Annotated in this window: 11 protein-coding genes; 9 read left to right on the plus strand and 2 right to left on the minus strand. The window is 38.5% G+C overall.

What is annotated here, in order from left to right; genetic code table 11:
- Positions 1 to 75 precede the first annotated feature (75 nt).
- The 3 genes from D0T20_RS03620 to D0T20_RS03630 all read left to right on the plus strand — a co-directional run bounded on the left by D0T20_RS03620 (position 76) and on the right by D0T20_RS03630 (position 3,197).
- Positions 76 to 918 (plus strand): inositol monophosphatase family protein, encoded by an 843-nt coding sequence (locus D0T20_RS03620; RefSeq protein WP_016635339.1) that lies wholly within the window; start codon positions 76 to 78, stop codon positions 916 to 918.
- Between the two features lie 179 nt (positions 919 to 1,097).
- Positions 1,098 to 1,868, plus strand: coding sequence for a polyphosphate--glucose phosphotransferase (ppgK, locus tag D0T20_RS03625; protein ID WP_016635338.1), 771 nt, complete (start codon positions 1,098 to 1,100; stop codon positions 1,866 to 1,868).
- A 102-nt stretch (positions 1,869 to 1,970) separates the two neighbouring features.
- The gene (locus tag D0T20_RS03630; RefSeq protein ID WP_116438414.1) at positions 1,971 to 3,197 is read left to right on the plus strand and encodes a pyridoxal phosphate-dependent aminotransferase; all 1,227 of its coding nucleotides are present in this window, start codon (positions 1,971 to 1,973) and stop codon (positions 3,195 to 3,197) included.
- Positions 3,198 to 3,245: 48 nt separating this feature from the next.
- On the opposite strand, the gene D0T20_RS03635 is transcribed toward D0T20_RS03630, so the two are convergent.
- Both D0T20_RS03635 and D0T20_RS03640 read right to left on the minus strand, forming a co-directional pair.
- The gene (locus D0T20_RS03635; protein ID WP_116438415.1) at positions 3,246 to 5,462 is read right to left on the minus strand and encodes a beta-carotene 15,15'-monooxygenase; all 2,217 of its coding nucleotides are present in this window, start codon (positions 5,460 to 5,462) and stop codon (positions 3,246 to 3,248) included.
- Between the two features lie 14 nt (positions 5,463 to 5,476).
- Positions 5,477 to 7,078, minus strand: coding sequence for an ABC-F family ATP-binding cassette domain-containing protein (locus D0T20_RS03640; protein WP_016801384.1), 1,602 nt, complete (start codon positions 7,076 to 7,078; stop codon positions 5,477 to 5,479).
- Between the two features lie 295 nt (positions 7,079 to 7,373).
- Here D0T20_RS03640 and uvrA point away from each other — a divergent pair, with 295 nt between their 5' ends.
- The 6 genes from uvrA (at position 7,374) to D0T20_RS03670 (ending at position 17,554) form a co-directional block, all read left to right on the plus strand.
- The gene (gene uvrA / locus D0T20_RS03645) at positions 7,374 to 10,349 is read left to right on the plus strand and encodes an excinuclease ABC subunit UvrA (RefSeq protein ID WP_162862719.1); all 2,976 of its coding nucleotides are present in this window, start codon (positions 7,374 to 7,376) and stop codon (positions 10,347 to 10,349) included.
- Positions 10,350 to 10,472: 123 nt separating this feature from the next.
- Positions 10,473 to 12,701, plus strand: coding sequence for an excinuclease ABC subunit UvrC (gene uvrC / locus D0T20_RS03650; RefSeq protein WP_420870445.1), 2,229 nt, complete (start codon positions 10,473 to 10,475; stop codon positions 12,699 to 12,701).
- Between the two features lie 51 nt (positions 12,702 to 12,752).
- Positions 12,753 to 13,883, plus strand: coding sequence for a GuaB3 family IMP dehydrogenase-related protein (locus D0T20_RS03655; protein ID WP_016635332.1), 1,131 nt, complete (start codon positions 12,753 to 12,755; stop codon positions 13,881 to 13,883).
- A gap of 421 nt (positions 13,884 to 14,304) precedes the next feature.
- The gene (ahpC, locus tag D0T20_RS03660) at positions 14,305 to 14,868 is read left to right on the plus strand and encodes an alkyl hydroperoxide reductase subunit C (RefSeq protein WP_032816827.1); all 564 of its coding nucleotides are present in this window, start codon (positions 14,305 to 14,307) and stop codon (positions 14,866 to 14,868) included.
- 75 nt (positions 14,869 to 14,943) lie between these two features.
- Positions 14,944 to 16,572, plus strand: coding sequence for an alkyl hydroperoxide reductase subunit F (gene ahpF / locus D0T20_RS03665; protein WP_116438418.1), 1,629 nt, complete (start codon positions 14,944 to 14,946; stop codon positions 16,570 to 16,572).
- Between the two features lie 79 nt (positions 16,573 to 16,651).
- On the plus strand, positions 16,652 to 17,554 hold the full coding sequence (locus D0T20_RS03670; RefSeq protein WP_020973578.1) for a LysR substrate-binding domain-containing protein: 903 nt from the start codon (positions 16,652 to 16,654) through the stop codon (positions 17,552 to 17,554).
- Positions 17,555 to 17,742 lie beyond the last annotated feature (188 nt).

Raw genomic sequence — 17,742 nt, forward strand, 5'->3', positions numbered from 1 at the left:
AGATTTATGGATAGTTGCAGATTTTTGGAATAGATAAATAATCAAAATGTGGGGAATTAAAGAGGTGAGTAGAGTATGGCAAGTATGAATTTACGCGATGTTGCTCTTGAAGTTGCTAGAATTTTGGAAGATGTTGGCAAGCACGCTTATCAAGACCAATTAAATCCTCGAGATATGGCAAGCATGATGGTTTTGGGGGATCCGAATCAAGCAGATTCTGGTTTTGGAGATAAGCTCGTACGCTTTATTGAAAATCGTCTTACGTACATAAACACATTCCAGGGATTTTGGCGTAATCGTCCAGAAAATTGCAATATTGGTGATCGTTTTTGGTGCGTTGGTAATATTGACGGTGCTATTAACTTTAATCGAGATATGGCGGAGTGGACTCTAACTGTTTCGCTTTTTGAGTTCAACGATCAAGGCTCCGCAAGGCCCGTTCTTGGAGTTGTTCATGCTCCAGCTTTAGGTCTTACTTATTTAGCAGCTAAAGGCCAGGGTGCTATTCGTATTCGTAAAACTCCTAATGGAGAAAAGCGAGAGAAAATCACTCCTTCTACAACATCAACATTGCACGGTTCTGTTGTTTGCTACGGAATGTCTTATATTCCAGGCGAATCTAAAAGAGCATTGGATGTTGTTTCTTCGCTTGAGGAAGAATGTCCAGCAGATATTAAGCGCATTGGCCCTGCTTCTCTTGACTTATGCAAGGTTGCTGATGGCACTTACGACGCTTATTTTGAGCCGCATCTTCACGAGTGGGATATTCCAGGCGTTTCCGCTGGTGCTGTTGTTGTTAAAGAGGCTCAAGGTCATGTTCGACAATGGAATGGTGACTCAATCCACTGGAGACGCGAAAACGACGTTATTGCTTCAAATGGTTTAATAAACAAGGAGCTTCAAAACTATTTGCGATAGATTAGAGTTAAAATTTTAGCAATTGTTTGCATGATTTTTAATATTAAAGCTTTAATTTTGAGAAAAACATTTATGCAATCGTTATCATTAAATAGACAATATATAAGCGTGTCGCTTTAGCAATATTGTAGAATGAACATGATATCCCATTGTCCGACATTCAGAGGGGAGTGTTAACGATGATTGACACTGCACAAGCATTTGGCGTAGATATTGGTGGCTCTGGTATTAAGGCTGCACCAGTTAATTTGGAAAAAGGCGAGTTTGCAGAACCGCGATATAAGATTCTCACTCCAGCGGTTTCCACACCTCAAGCTGTTGCAGATATTGTTCGTCAGCAACTTGAGCATTTTGATGTTCCTGCAGATGTTCCTGTTGGTATTGCTTTCCCAGCGCCTATTAAGCCAGGCAAGAAACTTGAGTTTATGGCGAATCTCGATCAATCTTGGATTGGTGTGGATGTTACAGAAGTGTTTAGCGAAGCTTGCGGTCGTCCTGTTACAGTTGTTAACGATGCCGACGCTGCTGGTCTTGCGGAGCAGCATTTTGGTGCAGCAAAAGATAAAGATGGCTTAGTTATTGCAACAACATTAGGCACTGGAATTGGAACCGCTTTGATTTACAATGGCGTTCTTATTCCAAACACAGAGCTTGGTCATATTCAGCTAGAAAAAGGAAAGGGAGATGCAGAAAAGTATGCTGCTTCTTCTGTTCGCGAAAAGTTGGATATGGGTTATAAAAAGTGGGCTAAGCGTTTAACTAAGTATTACGGATTAATGGAAAAGTACTTTAATCCAGACTTGTTTGTTGTTGGCGGTGGCGTTAGCCGTGTGAGCGAGAAGTTCTTGCCGCATATCGATATTAAGACTCCTATTGTTGTTGCGTCTTTGCATAACGAAGCTGGCATTATTGGTGCAGCTTACTATGCAATGCAACAAAGAAACAAGTAAAGTTTTAATATTTTATTTGTTTTGTTTACTTTATTTGCGCTGGATGCTTTTGCGTTCAGCGCATTTTTTATATTTGGTTATGCAATGCGCTAGTGTAGTCGAGTGCGATTTTCTTCTAGAGTTGATGTAAGTGAGCCAAATCCAATTATTCTGGCTCAACGCGTTGCTATATCTAAAGGTATTAAGCTTACAAAACTTAACGATTCAAACCCAACAGTGCATGGCCTTGCTCCAAAATGTTTAAGCGCAAAATATACAGCAGATCCTAGAGGGCCAATCGAAGTTAGGCGCATTCTTGCTGATTTTATAAATGCTAGAGATAATCGCGTAGATCAAAATATTGCAAGTCAAAATGTTGCAGATCAAAAAAGTGATTCGCCAAAAGCTCTTAATCCAAATAATCTATACGTATTATCGTCTACTTCTCAAGCATATGCATGGCTTATGATGCTTCTGTGCGATTGTGGCGATTCAGTTTTAGCTCCGACTCCTGGGTATCCTCTTATTGAATCTATTGCAAGACTCCAAGGTGTAAAATCTATACCTTATCCGCTTGTTTACGATGGTTCTTGGACTATTGATGTTCCAAGAGTTAAAGAACTTTTGCAAAACGCAAATAATCGTATTCGTGCTCTTGTTTTAATAAACCCAAATAATCCAACAGGCTCTTATGTTAAGCCAGAAGAAAGAGCGCAATTGTTGAGTTTATGCAATAAAAATAATGTTGCGATTATTGCAGATGAAGTTTTCTACGATTACTCTTTAGAACCATTTGCCAAAAATTCAAGACTTGCAGGAGAACAATCAACACTCGTTTTTGCTTTAGATGGATTTTCAAAAATGCTTGCAGCTCCGCACGCAAAAGTTGGGTGGATTGAGGTTTCGGGACCAAGTCAAGATGTGCAAGAAGCAATGAAACGACTTGACGTTATTGCGGATGATTTTCTTCCAATTGGCGCAACTGTATCAGAAAGAATTCCAGAATTATTGCAATGCGCTAAAGAGCAAACTGCGATTGTTCAAAGTCGAGTACGCTCTAATCTTAAAAAGCTTAGAAAAATGCTTGCAAACTACCCAAATTGTTGCGTTAGTGCATTGCGCGCAGAAGGAGGATGGAATATTTTGTTGCGCGTTCCTTCTTGTATAGATGATGATTTATTAGCTTTGCGCTTAATTAAAGACTACAAGCTGGTTTCTCAGCCTGGATATTATTTTGACATGCCAACTAATGGCTACTTAGCATTGTCTTTACTTCCTAAAGAAGATCAATTTGAAAATGGCGTTACTTTGTTACTTAATACTGTTCACAAAATGCTAGAAGAGATGTAGAAAAATCTAGGAAGTAATCTAGGAAGGTTCGAGTTCTTAAAATATAAACTAGATTAGAGTAAACCAGCATCTAACGTAGTGCCAAAGCCCAGGATTGAATCGCAAAACTGAATCTTCTCTTCCTGGAACAAACCAACCTAAGAAAGCGATTGCAATAGAGAAAAATAGCATTGCTAAAACTACAATTCGTATTGTGTAACACATAACTTTTGTGCGCAAAGTTGTGCAATCTTCTACGTTTGCGTATTTTTCTAGAAAAACAGTAATTCCGATTATTGCGCTTAGTGAGAACGCCCATCCAAAGTCAGCAATATAACGCCATCCAATTCCTGCTTTTAAGCTGTTGAAAACAACAACAATCATTGCAAGAATCAAAGCGCATATAGTAAGTCTTGACGCAAATTTGCTCATTCTTTTAATCGTTAACAAAGAACAAATAACGCCAATAAATGCCAATGGAGCAAGAGTAAACATTCCGCCAATCATTGGCTCCGCGTATTGCCATCTATTGAAAGCAATAGGATTAATCGAAATCCAAGGGAAAGTTGGTGTAAAGCGTAATGGCAAAGCTAAATAACTTAAAATTGAAGGAATGATGTTTTGCGCAGGAAGGCGCATTGTAGTCATGTCTGTAATAGTAATTTGATATTCGTTACCAAAGTTAAATGGCGACCCAAATCTTAAAGCGTTATACAATCCGATTGGTATTGCAACTATTACAAACGGCACAATCACGCCTAAAACTAGCTTTATTATTTGCTTTAAGTCTTCTTTTATAATTTTCTTGCTAGAAATTAAATGCTTAAAATAGAAGTAAATATTGTTGTAAAAAAGCGGTATTGCAAGCAAAAACGCGATTATAAATGTTGGTCTGCATCCTAGATTTAGAGATATAAACAAAGATCCTAATGCAATGTGCTTAGCAGATATTTGATAAATAGACTTGTTTGATTCTTGGCTTTGTTTGCAATCTTTTGCAATATTTTTATTAGCGCCAAGATAAAACCATAATCCTAAAGATGTAAAGAATAGCGAAGCTGCCATTGGAACACTATAGAATGATGTTCTAAACCATAAGTAAACGGTGTTAGATGTAATAAAGAACAATGCTAAGCAAATAGACACGCAAGCAAGAGACGCTCGTTTATTTATTCGCTCAATAAGTCTAATCACTAGAAGAGAGCCAGAAATTAAGAACCCCACTAGGCATATAAGAGTTGCGATTGTTGTTGGAAGCATACTTCCGCCATTAATCCACAAACTAGATATAAGTCTATAAGGCATAAAGAATAAAACAGCTGGAATTACACCAAAATACGAGTACCAATGGCCGTTGTAATATGCGTGATCCCAATAAATATTGTGCACTAAATTAGAAAGAAGCTTGTTTCTTGCAATTGGATCGTACGGATTAGTAAGATTTTGCATTTGCTTAGGAACAGGCAAGTCAAGATATGTTTTTCCTTTAATAAGAGCGTCTGCTGTGTGTGCATATTGATCAAAATCGTACGTGTAGTTTCCAGCAACGTCAAAATGCATTGGAATAGCGTTAAAAACATTCCAAACAATTGCAACAACAGCTATAGCAATAAATGGAGTCCAAGATAAAACTAGTAAAAGTCTTTGATTAAAACTTTTTGTATTAAGTTTTATTTTCCACAATTTAGACCAAGGATTCCACAATGCAATCAAAATTGAAACGACTATAAGAAAAAGAACGCGACCCCAATTCCAACTAAAAGGTGCTCTAACATTTGCTTTTGCGTCCTCAACGTCTACAACGTCTCCTTTAGGGTGCTGTATCCATAATCGAAGCGTGCTTTTAACTCCAACTGCTTGATCTGGAACAGGAAGCATAGCAAAACTAATGGCTCTAGGGTTTGTGCTTAAAGGCTTTCCAGCGATTTTATTAACATCAATGCGTACATGCACGTCTGTTTTAACGGGACTTTTGCCAATTTTTTTAGGCGTAATTAGTGAAGGTTTAAGCTGAATGTACGGCGAAGATCCGTCGGAATTAACTTCTAAATAAGATTCCGAAGGGTCTGTAATTAAAAGTCCTCCAGAAGAAAGTCTTTTAATTCCAGGGCCAGTAAGATTGTGAGCAAACATGCTATCTGTGCTGCCAGTAACACTATTCCAAAATGGAATATTTCCAACAGTGCATTCAAACAATGCTATTAACAGCAATATTGCTAAAGGCGCGCGAAGAACGCGAAAAATGTTGTGTAGCGCGCAATTTGCAAAATTAGCTGTTTTTTTCATAGCAATCTAAAATCCTATTCTTCCGCTACCAAATCAAGATAGTCGTCGCTCCACAAGTCTTCGTCACCGTCTGGCATAAGAAGAACTCTTTCTGGGTTTAGCGCAAGAACTGCTCCTTCGTCGTGAGTAACCAACACAATTGCGCCTTCGTATTTAGAAATTGCTTTAAGAATTTCTTCGCGAGAAGCTGGGTCTAAGTTATTAGTAGGCTCATCAAGCAAAAGAACGTTTGCTTTAGAAGTTACAAGAGTTGCCAATGCTAGGCGAGTTTTTTCTCCGCCAGAAAGCACTTTAGCGGGTTTCATGGCGTCGTCTCCCGAAAACAGGAAGCTTCCAAGCATTGATCTTGCTTGAGTGTCGTTTAATTCTGGAGCAACGTGTTGAAGATTTTCTAAAACAGTTGCATCTAAGTCTAAAGTATCGTGCTCTTGCGCAAAATAGCCTATTTTGCATCCGTGCCCATATTCAACAACGCCAGTATCTGCGCTTTCTTCGCCAGCAAGAATGCGCAAAGTGGTAGTTTTTCCAGCGCCATTGTATCCCAAAATAACAACTCTCGAGCCTTTATCTATAGCCAAATTTATGCCAGCAAATACAATGTTCGATCCGTAAGCTTTTGAAATATCTTTAGCCATAATAGGAGTGCGTCCGCAAGGAGCAGGCTCTGGGAATCGAATGTCTGCTACTTTTTCTTGTTTTTGAGCTTCGCTTGTTTCGTTCAATAAGCGTTCAGCTCTACGCATCATGTTTTGAGCTGCTACCGCTTTAGTTGCTTTTGCGTGAAGTCGGATTCCTTGCTTCATAAGTCGCTCCGCCTTCTTTTCTGCAACTTCGCGCTCTCTTCGTCTTCTCTCTTCGTCTACAACGCGTTGATGCAAGTATGCTTTCCAGCCCATTGAATACATGTCTATTTGCGCAAGTTGTGCATCTAAATGCCAAACTTTATTAACAACTTCGTCTAGTAACTCTGTTGAGTGTGATATAACAAGGAATCCGCCTTCAAAGCGTTTTAAGTAATTGCGCAACCAGACTATGGAATCTGCGTCTAAGTGGTTTGTAGGTTCGTCTAAAATCAGCGTATCTGCATTAGAAAAAAGTATTCGCGCGAGTTCGATTCGTCTGCGTTGGCCGCCAGAAAGTGTTCCAAGAGCTTGTTTCATAACTTCTTGTGGGAGTCCAAGGCTATTTGCCATTGATATTGCTTCCGATTGAACAGCGTACCCACCAGCTTTTTCAAAATCATTAATCGCTTTATCGTAGCGATTCATGGCTTTTGTCATAATATCTGGATCTGGATTCGTCATGTCTTTTTCTGCTTTTCGTATACGAGATACGATTGACGAAATATCGCGAGCGCTCATAATCCTATCTAGCGCGCTTTGCTCTGGATCTGCCGCATGCGTGTCTTGTGGAAGGTATCCTAAAGAGCCGCTTACTTTTACGCTTCCGCCAGCTGGAAGTGTTTCTGCGGTAATTACGCGCGTAAGTGTTGTTTTTCCAGCGCCATTCCTTCCAACTAAGCCTATTTTGTCGCCTTTTGTAACATGAAAATCTGTTGGGTTTAATAGCGTGCGCGCACCAATTTGTATAGTAAGTCCTTGTGCGTCAATGGCCATTTTTTACCCACCCCTTAAGTTTTATTCTTGTAAAATCGTAATTAAAATATTAATTGAAATATGTTAACCAAACTCCCGATTATACCGTTAGGCTTGCATAGGATTAGCAACACGCAGTAAGCAACATATTTCGAACATGTGTTCTATAATGAATGATATTACAAAACAGGCATGTAATCAAGATTTAGTTTTGCAATTTTGATTCATATACGCTAAAGCATCTTAAGGAGGTAGAATGCAAAAACACTTGGATTCTTTACAAAGTAAGCAATCGCTTTCAATAAAAGATGCAAATATGAATGCTACAAACATGAATGCTAAAGATGGAAATAGTCGTCAAAAAAACAATGCACTTCAATCGTTTATTGATTCGGCGCCAATTGTAAAAAATAATGGTAATTTAATATACGACTTAGGTGATGTTCCTTCCGACTTAAAAATAACTGTTCAAGGTGCAAGAGAGCATAATCTAAAGAATGTTAATTTGCAATTGCCTAGAAATAGGATGATTGTTTTTACTGGCCTATCTGGTTCTGGCAAATCTTCTCTTGCTTTCGACACTCTTTTTGCAGAAGGTCAAAGGCGTTATGTGGAATCCTTAAGCGCGTATGCAAGGCAATTCCTTGGAAGAATGGATAAGCCAGACGTAGATTTTATTGAGGGTTTGAGCCCAGCGGTTTCGATTGACCAAAAAACAACTAATCGCAATCCTCGTTCTACTGTTGGCACAATTACGGAGATTTATGACTATTTAAGGCTTCTTTTTGCCCGCGTAGGTATTCCACATTGCCCTAAATGTGGTGAAATCGTTAGCGCGCAAACTCCTCAACAAATAGCTAATGCATTGCTTTCTTTGCCGCAAAAAACAAGGTTGCAATTACTGGCTCCTATTGTTAACGGCAGAAAAGGTGAGTTTAAAGATACTATTACTCTTCTTAGGTCAGACGGCTATTCTAGAGCGCTTGTAGACGGGCAAATGCGCGAGCTTTCTGAAGATATTACTTTAGAAAAACAAAAGAAACACACAATCGAAGTTATTGTAGATAGGTTAGTTATAAAAGATGGCATACGTACACGCCTTACAGATTCTATAGAAACAGCGCTAAAGCTTTCTAAAGGTATTGTTGTTGCTGATTTTGTAGACGAAGATGCTTCTTCTAAAAACAGGCGTCAAAGTTTTTCCGAAAATATGGCGTGCCCGAATAGTCATCAATTTAACCTATTAGAGATAGAGCCAAGAACGTTCTCGTTCAACGCTCCGTATGGAGCATGCCATGATTGCTCTGGAATAGGTTACAATCTAGAGATTGACCCTGCTCTTGTTGTTCCAAATACAGAAAAGTCACTTAACGAAGGCGCTATAGAACCTTGGGCGTTGAATAAAGCAGCAGGAGAATACTACAGGCATGTGTTAAAAGGCTTAAGTGTAGAGCTTGGCTTTAGTATGGATACTACGTGGGAAAATCTTCCAAAAGATGTGCAAGATTCAATACTTTATGGTCATGATTTTGAAGTAAAAGTATCGTATAAAAATCGATGGGGTAGGCAGAGAGAGTATTCAACAGGATTTGAAGGCGTAGTGCGTACTCTTATGCGTAAGCATGACGAAACAGACTCAGATCAAATGCGTCAATACTACGAGTCATACATGCGAGAAGTGCCATGCTTAACATGCAAAGGAAAAAGACTCAATCCAGAAGTCTTGTCTATTAAAGTTGGCTCGTGCTCAATCGCAGACGTATGTGATATGCCTATTGAAAAAAGTCTTGAATGGATTAATTCATTAAATCTAGAAGGCTCAAAAAAGATAATTGCTAAAGAGATTGTAAAAGAGATCAAAGCAAGACTGGGCTTCTTAAACGACGTTGGCTTAAACTACTTAACGCTTTCTAGAGCAGCAAAAACTCTTTCTGGCGGAGAAGCTCAAAGAATAAGACTTGCAACGCAAATAGGGTCTGGTTTAGTTGGTGTTATGTACGTTCTTGACGAACCCTCTATTGGTCTTCATCAAAGAGACAACGAGAAGCTTATATCAACGTTGCACAATCTTAGAGATCTTGGAAATACGCTTATAGTTGTAGAACACGACGAAGATACAATACGAAAGTCAGACTGGCTTGTAGACATTGGCCCAGAAGCTGGAGAAAACGGCGGAGGAGTTGTATATTGCGGACCTGCAAAACATATAACAGAGGCAAAGCGATCAATTACAGGAGACTATATTGCAAAAAGACGCGCAATAGATGTTCCTAAAAAGCGCCGCAAAATCAACAAAAGTCGTAAGTTGACTATTGTTGGCGCAAAAGAGCACAATCTTAAAAACATAGATGTAGAAATACCTTTAGGTGTATTTACTTGCATAACAGGAGTATCTGGATCTGGAAAGTCAAGCTTAATAAACTCGATACTTTACCCAGTTTTGGCAGATAAGCTAAACGGCGCTCGCATTGTTCCAGGATTGCATAAGCGCGTTGATGGAATAGAAAATTGCGATAAGGTTGTTCACGTAGATCAAAATCCTATTGGCAGAACACCAAGATCAAATCCTGCAACCTACACTGGAGTTTGGGATAAAATTCGCTCGCTTTTTGCTCAAACTCCAGAAGCGAAAGTTAGAGGGTATGGTCCTGGAAGATTCTCGTTTAACGTAAAAGGCGGAAGATGTGAAGCTTGTAGCGGAGACGGAACGCTTAAAATCGAGATGAATTTTTTGCCAGACGTATACGTGCAATGCGAAGAATGCCACGGAAAAAGATATAATCGAGACACTCTAGAAGTAAAGTACAATGGTAAAACTATTTCAGACGTGCTAGATATGCCAATATCGCAAGCTGCTGTGTTCTTTAAAGCATATCCGTCTATTTCTAGATACTTAGAGACTTTAGTTAAAGTTGGATTAGGTTATATTAGGCTTGGTCAAAGCGCGCCAACACTTTCTGGTGGAGAGTCGCAAAGAGTAAAGCTTGCTACGGAGCTACAAAAGCGTTCTACTGGTAAAACCGTTTATATTCTAGATGAACCTACTACGGGCTTGCATTTTGAAGATGTTCGCAAGCTTTTAAGCGTTCTTCAATCTTTAGTAGATAAAGGCAATAGTGTAATAGTTATTGAGCATAATCTTGATGTTGTAAAATGCGCAGATTGGATTATAGATTTAGGACCAGAAGGAGGAGATAAAGGCGGCGAAATCGTGGCAACTGGTACTCCAGAAGATGTTGCAAAGCAGCCAGAAAGCTGGACTGGTAAATTCTTAAAGTCAATGCTTGAATAGAGCAAAATCAGCAGTATTTAAGTAAAAATTTATGAATAATTTTATGAATATCTTATGAAAGGAGGTGAGATCATGAATGTTCTAAATTCTAAAGAATCAAATATTAGAAATGATGAAGAAAATATGGAGACTAGAGAAGCTAGAAAAAATATAGAAATCAGTAGGGGAGAATGGAAGAAAACTCACCAATCTAAATATGATAAAAGTCATGCAAACTACTTTGAGAATTCGTCAAAAAACGATTTTGGTGCTCCTCTTTTAGGAGATAGTCGTGATTTATTTAGGCCAAAAACTTCAGATATTCCAAATCAGCCTGGAGTATACAAGTGGAGAGATGAGCGTGGAAAAGTAATATACGTTGGAAAAGCAAAAAGTTTAAGAAACAGGCTATCGAATTATTTTCAGCCCTTAAACCAGCTTCATCCTAGAACGCAATCAATGGTATTAACAGCTAGAAGCTTAGAATGGACTGTTGTAAATACAGAGCTTGAGGCTCTAACGCTTGAATATACTTGGATTAAAGAGTTTAATCCAAGGTTCAACATTGTTTTTAAAGACGATAAGACATACCCATATATTGCAGTATCTGTAAATGATGATTTTCCAAGAGTTTGGATTACTAGAAATCGAAACTCAAAGTCAACGCAATATTTTGGACCGTATGCAAAAGTTTGGCAATTAAAACACAGTTTGGATTCTTTGCTAAAAACTTTTCCAGTTAGAACATGCCGACAGTCTGTTTTCAATAAAGCACAAAAAACAGGAAGACCTTGTCTTCTTGCATCTATTGGAAAGTGCTCTGCACCTTGCGTTCAAAAAGTAGACAAAAAAACGCATAGGAACAATGTTGAACAATTAGTTGGCATTCTAAGTGGTGCTATTGGAGATTCATACATTAGCGATTTAACAAGAAAAATGAAGGAGTTAAGCAATAACTTAGATTTTGAAAATGCTGCAAAAATAAGAGACAAAATCAACATTTTTAGAACTGTTATTCAACAAAATTCCGTTGTTTTTAACGATAATGTAGAAGCTGATGTTTTTGGTTTTAGTGCAGATTCGCTTGAAGCATGCGTTCACGCATTCTTTGTTAGAGAAGGTCTACTTCGCGGAGAAAAAAATTGGCAAGTCGAAAGAAGCGAAGACATTAGTGATGAAGATATAATCGCAAACTTGCTTATACGAGTTTATTGTGAATATGAATCAAATAATGATTTGCAATATGCAAACTCATTAAAAATAGAGCAATCCAGGAATGCGTTACAAATCGATTACTCTAGCAATGCAAATATGGATTCGTCGTATAGAGCTAAAGAAACAAAAGAACGCAAAAAGCGTCAAGAAACAACTGGAAGAGGGGATTTGCTTGACCCAATTTGCCCTATTCCTAGAGAGATTATTGTTCCTATTGAATTAGAAAAATCTCATAAAGAAAATCTTGAAAGATGGCTTAGTGGGTTAAGAGGCGCGAAAGTAACTATTAAAGTTGCAGAACGTGGAGATAAGCGCTCGCTTATGGATAAAGCAAACTTGAATGCTGAGCAGTCTCTTAAACAGATGAAAACAAGTAGGATTTCTACTTTAGAATCTAGAACTAATGCTATGAATCAAGTTGCTGTAGCTCTTTCAATGAGTGAAGCTCCTTTGCGAATCGAATGCTACGATATTTCAAACTCAGCTGATGGAAGATATCAAGTTGCATCAATGGTTGTTTTTGAAGATGGAATTGCTAAACCTAGTGAATATAGAAGATTTTCTATAAAAGGCCCCAATGGTATTGGTCAATTAGACGATTTAAGCGCATTATATGAAACTATTTCTAGACGTTTTAAGCATGAAAGCGATAGTTGCAACAATGAAGATGATGATTGCGTAGAAAATCGCGCACAAGCATCCTCAAAAAAATTTGCATATACGCCAAATCTTGTAATCGTTGATGGTGGTATCGAGCAAGCAAAAGCAGCTCAAAAAGCAATGATTGATTGCAATGTTAAAGGCATAACAGTGTGTGGATTATCTAAAAAATTAGAAGAAGTTTGGCTGCCTAATAGTCAATACCCAATTATTCTAAAAAGAAGCTCCGAAGGATTGTATTTGCTTCAAAGAGCTAGAGACGAATCTCATCGCTTTGCTATTGCTTATCATAGAAAAAAACGTGCAAAGGCAATGTTGTATTCATCTATTGACTCAATTCCTGGAATTGGCGAATCTTATAAAAAACGTTTGCTTTCAAAATTTGGCAGTGTTAAAAATCTAAAAGAAGCAAGCGTAGAAGAGTTACAAAAAGTTCCTGGAATCGGTTTGTTAAAAGCTAAAACTATTTATGAGTTTTTGCACCCTCAACAAATCTAAACAATTCTATGGCATGTTGATTAGTCATGATAAGCAACTAGCCTTATAAGTATGTCTCAAGAAATCGAAATAGGTTTGGGCAAAAAAGCCCGAGTTGCTTACTCATTAGACGATATTGCTATACTTCCTTCTCGTCGTTCTCGCGACCCAAAGGCTGTATCTACATCATGGCAAGTCGACGCTTATAGTTTTGACGTACCAGTGATTGCTGCGCCAATGGATTCTGTTACAAGCCCAGATACGGCTATTGCAATGGGTCAAATGGGAGCATTGGGCGTGCTTGATTTGGAAGGATTGTGGACTCGTTACGAGAATCCAGAACCGCTTCTTAAAGAAATCTCAGAACTTAAAGACGAAGTTGCAACTAAGCGCATACAAGAGATTTATTCGGAGCCAATCAAGCCAGAACTTATTGTTAAGCGTTTGCACACAATTCGCGATGCTGGTGTTACGGTTGCAGGTGCTCTTTCTCCGCAACGCACTCAAGAATTTTATTCTACTGTTCTAGAAGCAGGCGTTGATTTATTTGTTATTCGTGGAACTGCTGTTAGTGCAGAACATGTTTCTAAAGACCATGAGCCTCTTGATTTAAAGAAGTTTATTTACGATTTAGATGTTCCAGTTATTGTTGGAGGTTGTGCAGACTACACTTCCGCATTACATCTTATGAGAACTGGTGCTGCTGGAATCCTTGTTGGTTTTGGCGGTGGAGCAGTTTCTGCAACAATGAATACGCTCGGAGTGCAAGCGCCTATGGCAACTGCCATTGCAGACGTTGCAGAAGCTCGCAGAGATTATATGGACGAGTCTGGCGGTCGATACGTTCAGATTATTGCAGATGGTGGAATGGGAACGTCTGGCAACTTTATTAAGGCGCTTGCCATGGGAGCAGATGCAGTAATGCTTGGCACTCCTTTGGCGCGTGCAACTGAGGCTCCAGGTCGCGGAATGCATTGGGGAGCAGAAGCTCGTCATCCTTCTTTGCCGCGCGGTATGCGCACGAATGTTGGAACTGTTGCTCCGCTTGAGAATATTTTGTTTGGGCCAAGCCATATGGCAGACGGAAAAACAAATTATGTTGGAGCTTTAAGACGAACAATGGCATCTACTGGGTATGTTGATGTTAAGAGCTTCCAACGCTGTAGTGTTGTTTTCAACCCATTCCATCAAGACATAAGATAAATAATAAAAATCTTATAATCATTTTATAGGGATGAACAAGATTGCGCGCTCAATTCAATTTTGAGTGCGCAATTCTTGTGTATAGGCCAAAAAATGTTTAAAGCTAAGTTGATTAATGTTAGTGAAATACGATTAGTCAGTTAGCTTTTGGCTCATAATCCCGTTTTTGATAGTTTTGTTTTTGCGCATCGACTTTTGTCCCAGAATTTTACAAAGTTAAGTTAGTTTTCAAAATCATTATTGACATAACACATGTAAGTCTATAGAGATTATCTATACATATAGGATTATTAATATAAATAATCTATTATAAAAATACGGTTAAATCTAGATTCTTAAGCAAGCTATTTAACACGTTTAACTAAAAATATTGCAAAAAGCAATAAAAGATTTTAGCAAACAAGTAAAGATTGGAGTTGTTATGAGCCTTATTGGTACGCATATTCTTCCATTTAAGGTAAATGGATACAAGAATGGCAATTTTGTAGAAGTAAGCGACAGTGACGTTCTTGGAAAATGGGCTATTTTCTTCTTCTATCCAGCAGACTTTTCATTCGTGTGCCCAACAGAGCTTGAAGATCTTGCAAACCACTATGAAGAGCTTCAAAAGTTAGGCGTAGAAGTTTATTCTGTTTCAACAGACACACACTTTGTTCACAAAGCTTGGCACGATGATTCTAAAGCTATTGCAAAAGTTCAATACACAATGCTTGGAGACCCAAACGGCGCGCTTTCTAGAAACTTTAATGCGCTAAATGAGGAATCTGGTTTAGCTCATCGCGCAACTTTTTTGGTGGATCCTCAAGGCAATATTCAATTCTACGAGATGACAGCAGATGGAATCGGCAGAAACGCCGACGAGATGCTTCGCAAAGTTAAAGCTGCACAATTTATTGCATCTCACCCAGGAGAAGTATGCCCAGCAAAGTGGGAGCAGGGAGAAGAAACACTTGCTCCATCTATTGACTTAGTTGGAAAAATCTGATTTTAACTGCTGATTTTATCGACAAATTTTAACACAATTTACATGTTGCTTTGATTGCTACAGAAAGTGAAAATAATGACTTTATTAGATTCAAATTTAACTACTCAACTTGCTGGATTGCTAGAAAAAATGGTTAATCCTATTAATCTTGTTGTATACGTTGATAGTAGTGAAAATTCTCAAAAAGTTATTGAGCTTTTGCAAGAAGTAGCAAATCAAAGCAACAAAATCACTGTTATAAAAGGTGATAAGAGTAGCCAGAATCGAACACCAAGTTTTTCAATTACTAATCCGCAAAATAACATTTCTGTAAGCTTTGCAGGTTTGCCACTTGGTCACGAGTTTAGCTCTTTAGTTTTGGCGATTTTGCAAGTAAGTGGTTATGCTCCAAAAATAAGCGACGAGCAGCGTAAAGCAATTTTGCGACTTGGAAGTCATGATGTTACTACGTACATGTCTGTTTCTTGCATTAATTGCCCAGAGGTTGTTCAGTCTCTTAATACAATTTCGATTATTAATCCAAAAGTAAAGCATATCGCTGTAGAAGGAAGCGCTTTCAAAGACGAAGTCGATGCTCTTGGTGTAATGAGCGTTCCTGCTGTCTTTGAAAACGGAAAGATGATTTCTTCTGGAAGGTCATCTATAGACGAATTAGTTGCTATGCTTTTAAGTCAAGAAGAAAATGGGGATTCTAGCGATTCAAGCGATTCTACGGAGGCTAGCGATTCTTCACTAGCGCAAAAAATGAACGCTAAAAACCCATACGATGTTCTTATTGTAGGCGGAGGTCCTGCTGCCAGCGCTGCTGCGATTTACACAGCTAGAAAAGGTCTTAAAACAGCAATGATTATGGACCACAGAGGCGGTCAGGTTGTTGAAACAGAAAGCATTGAAAACCACATTTCTCAAACACATACAACAGGCGCAAAGCTGGCTAACGATTTAACAAACCACATTGCTCAATACAATATTGACGTATTTACTCCTGATTGGGCTACGTCTTTAGACGTTGCAGAAGAGCCTTACGGATTACATACAATTAACACTAAATCTGGCGGAAGTCTAAAAGCTAAAGCGGTGATTATTTCAACAGGCGCTACGTGGAGAACACTTGGCGTTCCTGGAGAAGATGAATACAGAAACAGGGGAGTGTCGTTCTGCCCGCATTGCGATGGCCCTTTGTTTAAGAACAAGAATGTTGTAGTTGTTGGCGGAGGAAATTCTGGAGTCGAAGCTGCAATAGACTTAGCAGGAATTGCAAATCACGTTACTGTTATAGAGTTTATGGATTCTCTTAAAGCGGATCAAATATTGCTAAACACTTTGCATTCTCTTTCTAATGCGAATGTAATAACAAGTGCATCTCTTAGCAAAATAGAAGGAGATAGCAAAAAAGTTAGCGCAGTGCATTATATGGATCGCAATGATAATAATGCGGAAAATCGTGAGAAAATTTTGCACACAGACGGAGTGTTTGTTCAAATTGGACTAATGCCAAATACAAAGTGGGTGGCAAATAAACTAAGCTTAAATAATCGAGCAGAAATCGTAACAGATAGAAAAGGATGCACGAGTATTCCTGGCATTTTTGCTGCTGGCGATTGCTCGGATGAGCCTTATAAGCAGATTGTTACAGCATATGGTTCTGGCGCAAATGCAGCTCTTAGCGCTTTCGACTATTTAATTAGAGATCCACATAATTAAAATCATGCATGGAACATTCATAGAACGCGCGTAGAATACTCCTATAGCACGCCTATAGTACGCACAGAAAGATAAATACTTGAACATTAAATCTCTTGAATACTTAATTGCATTTGCAAAAGAAGAAAGCTTTACAAAAGCTGCCGAGCGCATGCACGTTTCTCAGCCAACTTTATCTACGCAGATTAAAAAGCTAGAAGACGCGCTTGGAGTTTGTCTTATTGAGCGGACTCCAGGAAAGCAGATTTTAACTCCTGCAGGAAGGGAAGTGGTGTATTATGCAAAGCGTATTCATTCAGATGTTTCTAACATTTATCAAGCAGCAAGGCGCTTAGAAGATCCCTGGTCTTCTACAATAGTTTTAGGCATTTTCCCAACATTATGCCCATATCTTTTGCCTAGAATAATACCTGTTTTGCGTAAGATTAAGCCGAATTTTACTATTCGTTTTGTTGAAGAAAAGTCCGCAACTTTAATCGAATTGCTAAATAATGGTCAAATCGATGCAGCGATATTGAGTGAAAAGTTAGACGAATCGTCAATAAAGGTTAATCATATTTTTGATGAAGATTTTGTTTTAGCAGCGTCAACAAATTCGCAATTAGGAAACCAAAAATCTCCAATCGATTTGTCTCAATTATCTAGTCAAAAAATACTTCTTTTGGAAGATGGACATTGTATGAGACGAAGTATGATTGATGTTTGTCAAAAGGTTGGAGCAAAACAGTCCGAATTTTGTGCAACATCTTTGGAAACCTTACGATACATGGTTGTTGGAAGCAAAGATGTAACATTACTTCCGCGTCTTGCAACTCTTCCGCCTATTGTTCAGCCAGCTGGTTTAACAATTCGCGAGTTTAATAGTCCAAAGCCGTACCGATCGCTGTACTTAAATTGGCGAGCTGCTTCTCCAGTAGACAAGATTATGGAAGGATTATGCACGATTATTTGTGGAACTTGCGCGAATTTGCATGAAAAATAGTTGCGATCATATATTTGCATATTTAACATGATTTAGCAGAATCTTAGTAAGATTTTCGATAAAATTTGATTGCATGCTTGCGATTCAACAATCATTTATATTTAGAATGTTCGCTATACTTAGAATGTTCAGTAAGAATCAATAAGATGCGTATAAATCAATTGTGTAGAATTTTATTGTCTTACGTT

Origin of the sequence: Gardnerella piotii, assembly GCF_003397585.1 — a bacterium.
GTDB classification, from domain to species: Bacteria; Actinomycetota; Actinomycetes; order Actinomycetales; family Bifidobacteriaceae; genus Bifidobacterium; species Bifidobacterium piotii.

Bases quoted from the DNA above. Each gene is read 5' to 3' on its own strand.
- D0T20_RS03620 (WP_016635339.1), top strand. From the start codon at position 76: ATGGCAAGTATGAATTTACGCGATGTTGCTCTTGAAGTTGCTAGAATT.
- ppgK (WP_016635338.1), top strand. From the start codon at position 1,098: ATGATTGACACTGCACAAGCATTTGGCGTAGATATTGGTGGCTCTGGT.
- D0T20_RS03635 (WP_116438415.1), bottom strand. From the start codon at position 5,462: ATGAAAAAAACAGCTAATTTTGCAAATTGCGCGCTACACAACATTTTT.
- D0T20_RS03640 (WP_016801384.1), bottom strand. From the start codon at position 7,078: ATGGCCATTGACGCACAAGGACTTACTATACAAATTGGTGCGCGCACG.
- uvrA (WP_162862719.1), top strand. From the start codon at position 7,374: ATGAATGCTACAAACATGAATGCTAAAGATGGAAATAGTCGTCAAAAA.
- uvrC (WP_420870445.1), top strand. From the start codon at position 10,473: ATGGAGACTAGAGAAGCTAGAAAAAATATAGAAATCAGTAGGGGAGAA.
- D0T20_RS03655 (WP_016635332.1), top strand. From the start codon at position 12,753: ATGTCTCAAGAAATCGAAATAGGTTTGGGCAAAAAAGCCCGAGTTGCT.
- ahpC (WP_032816827.1), top strand. From the start codon at position 14,305: ATGAGCCTTATTGGTACGCATATTCTTCCATTTAAGGTAAATGGATAC.
- ahpF (WP_116438418.1), top strand. From the start codon at position 14,944: ATGACTTTATTAGATTCAAATTTAACTACTCAACTTGCTGGATTGCTA.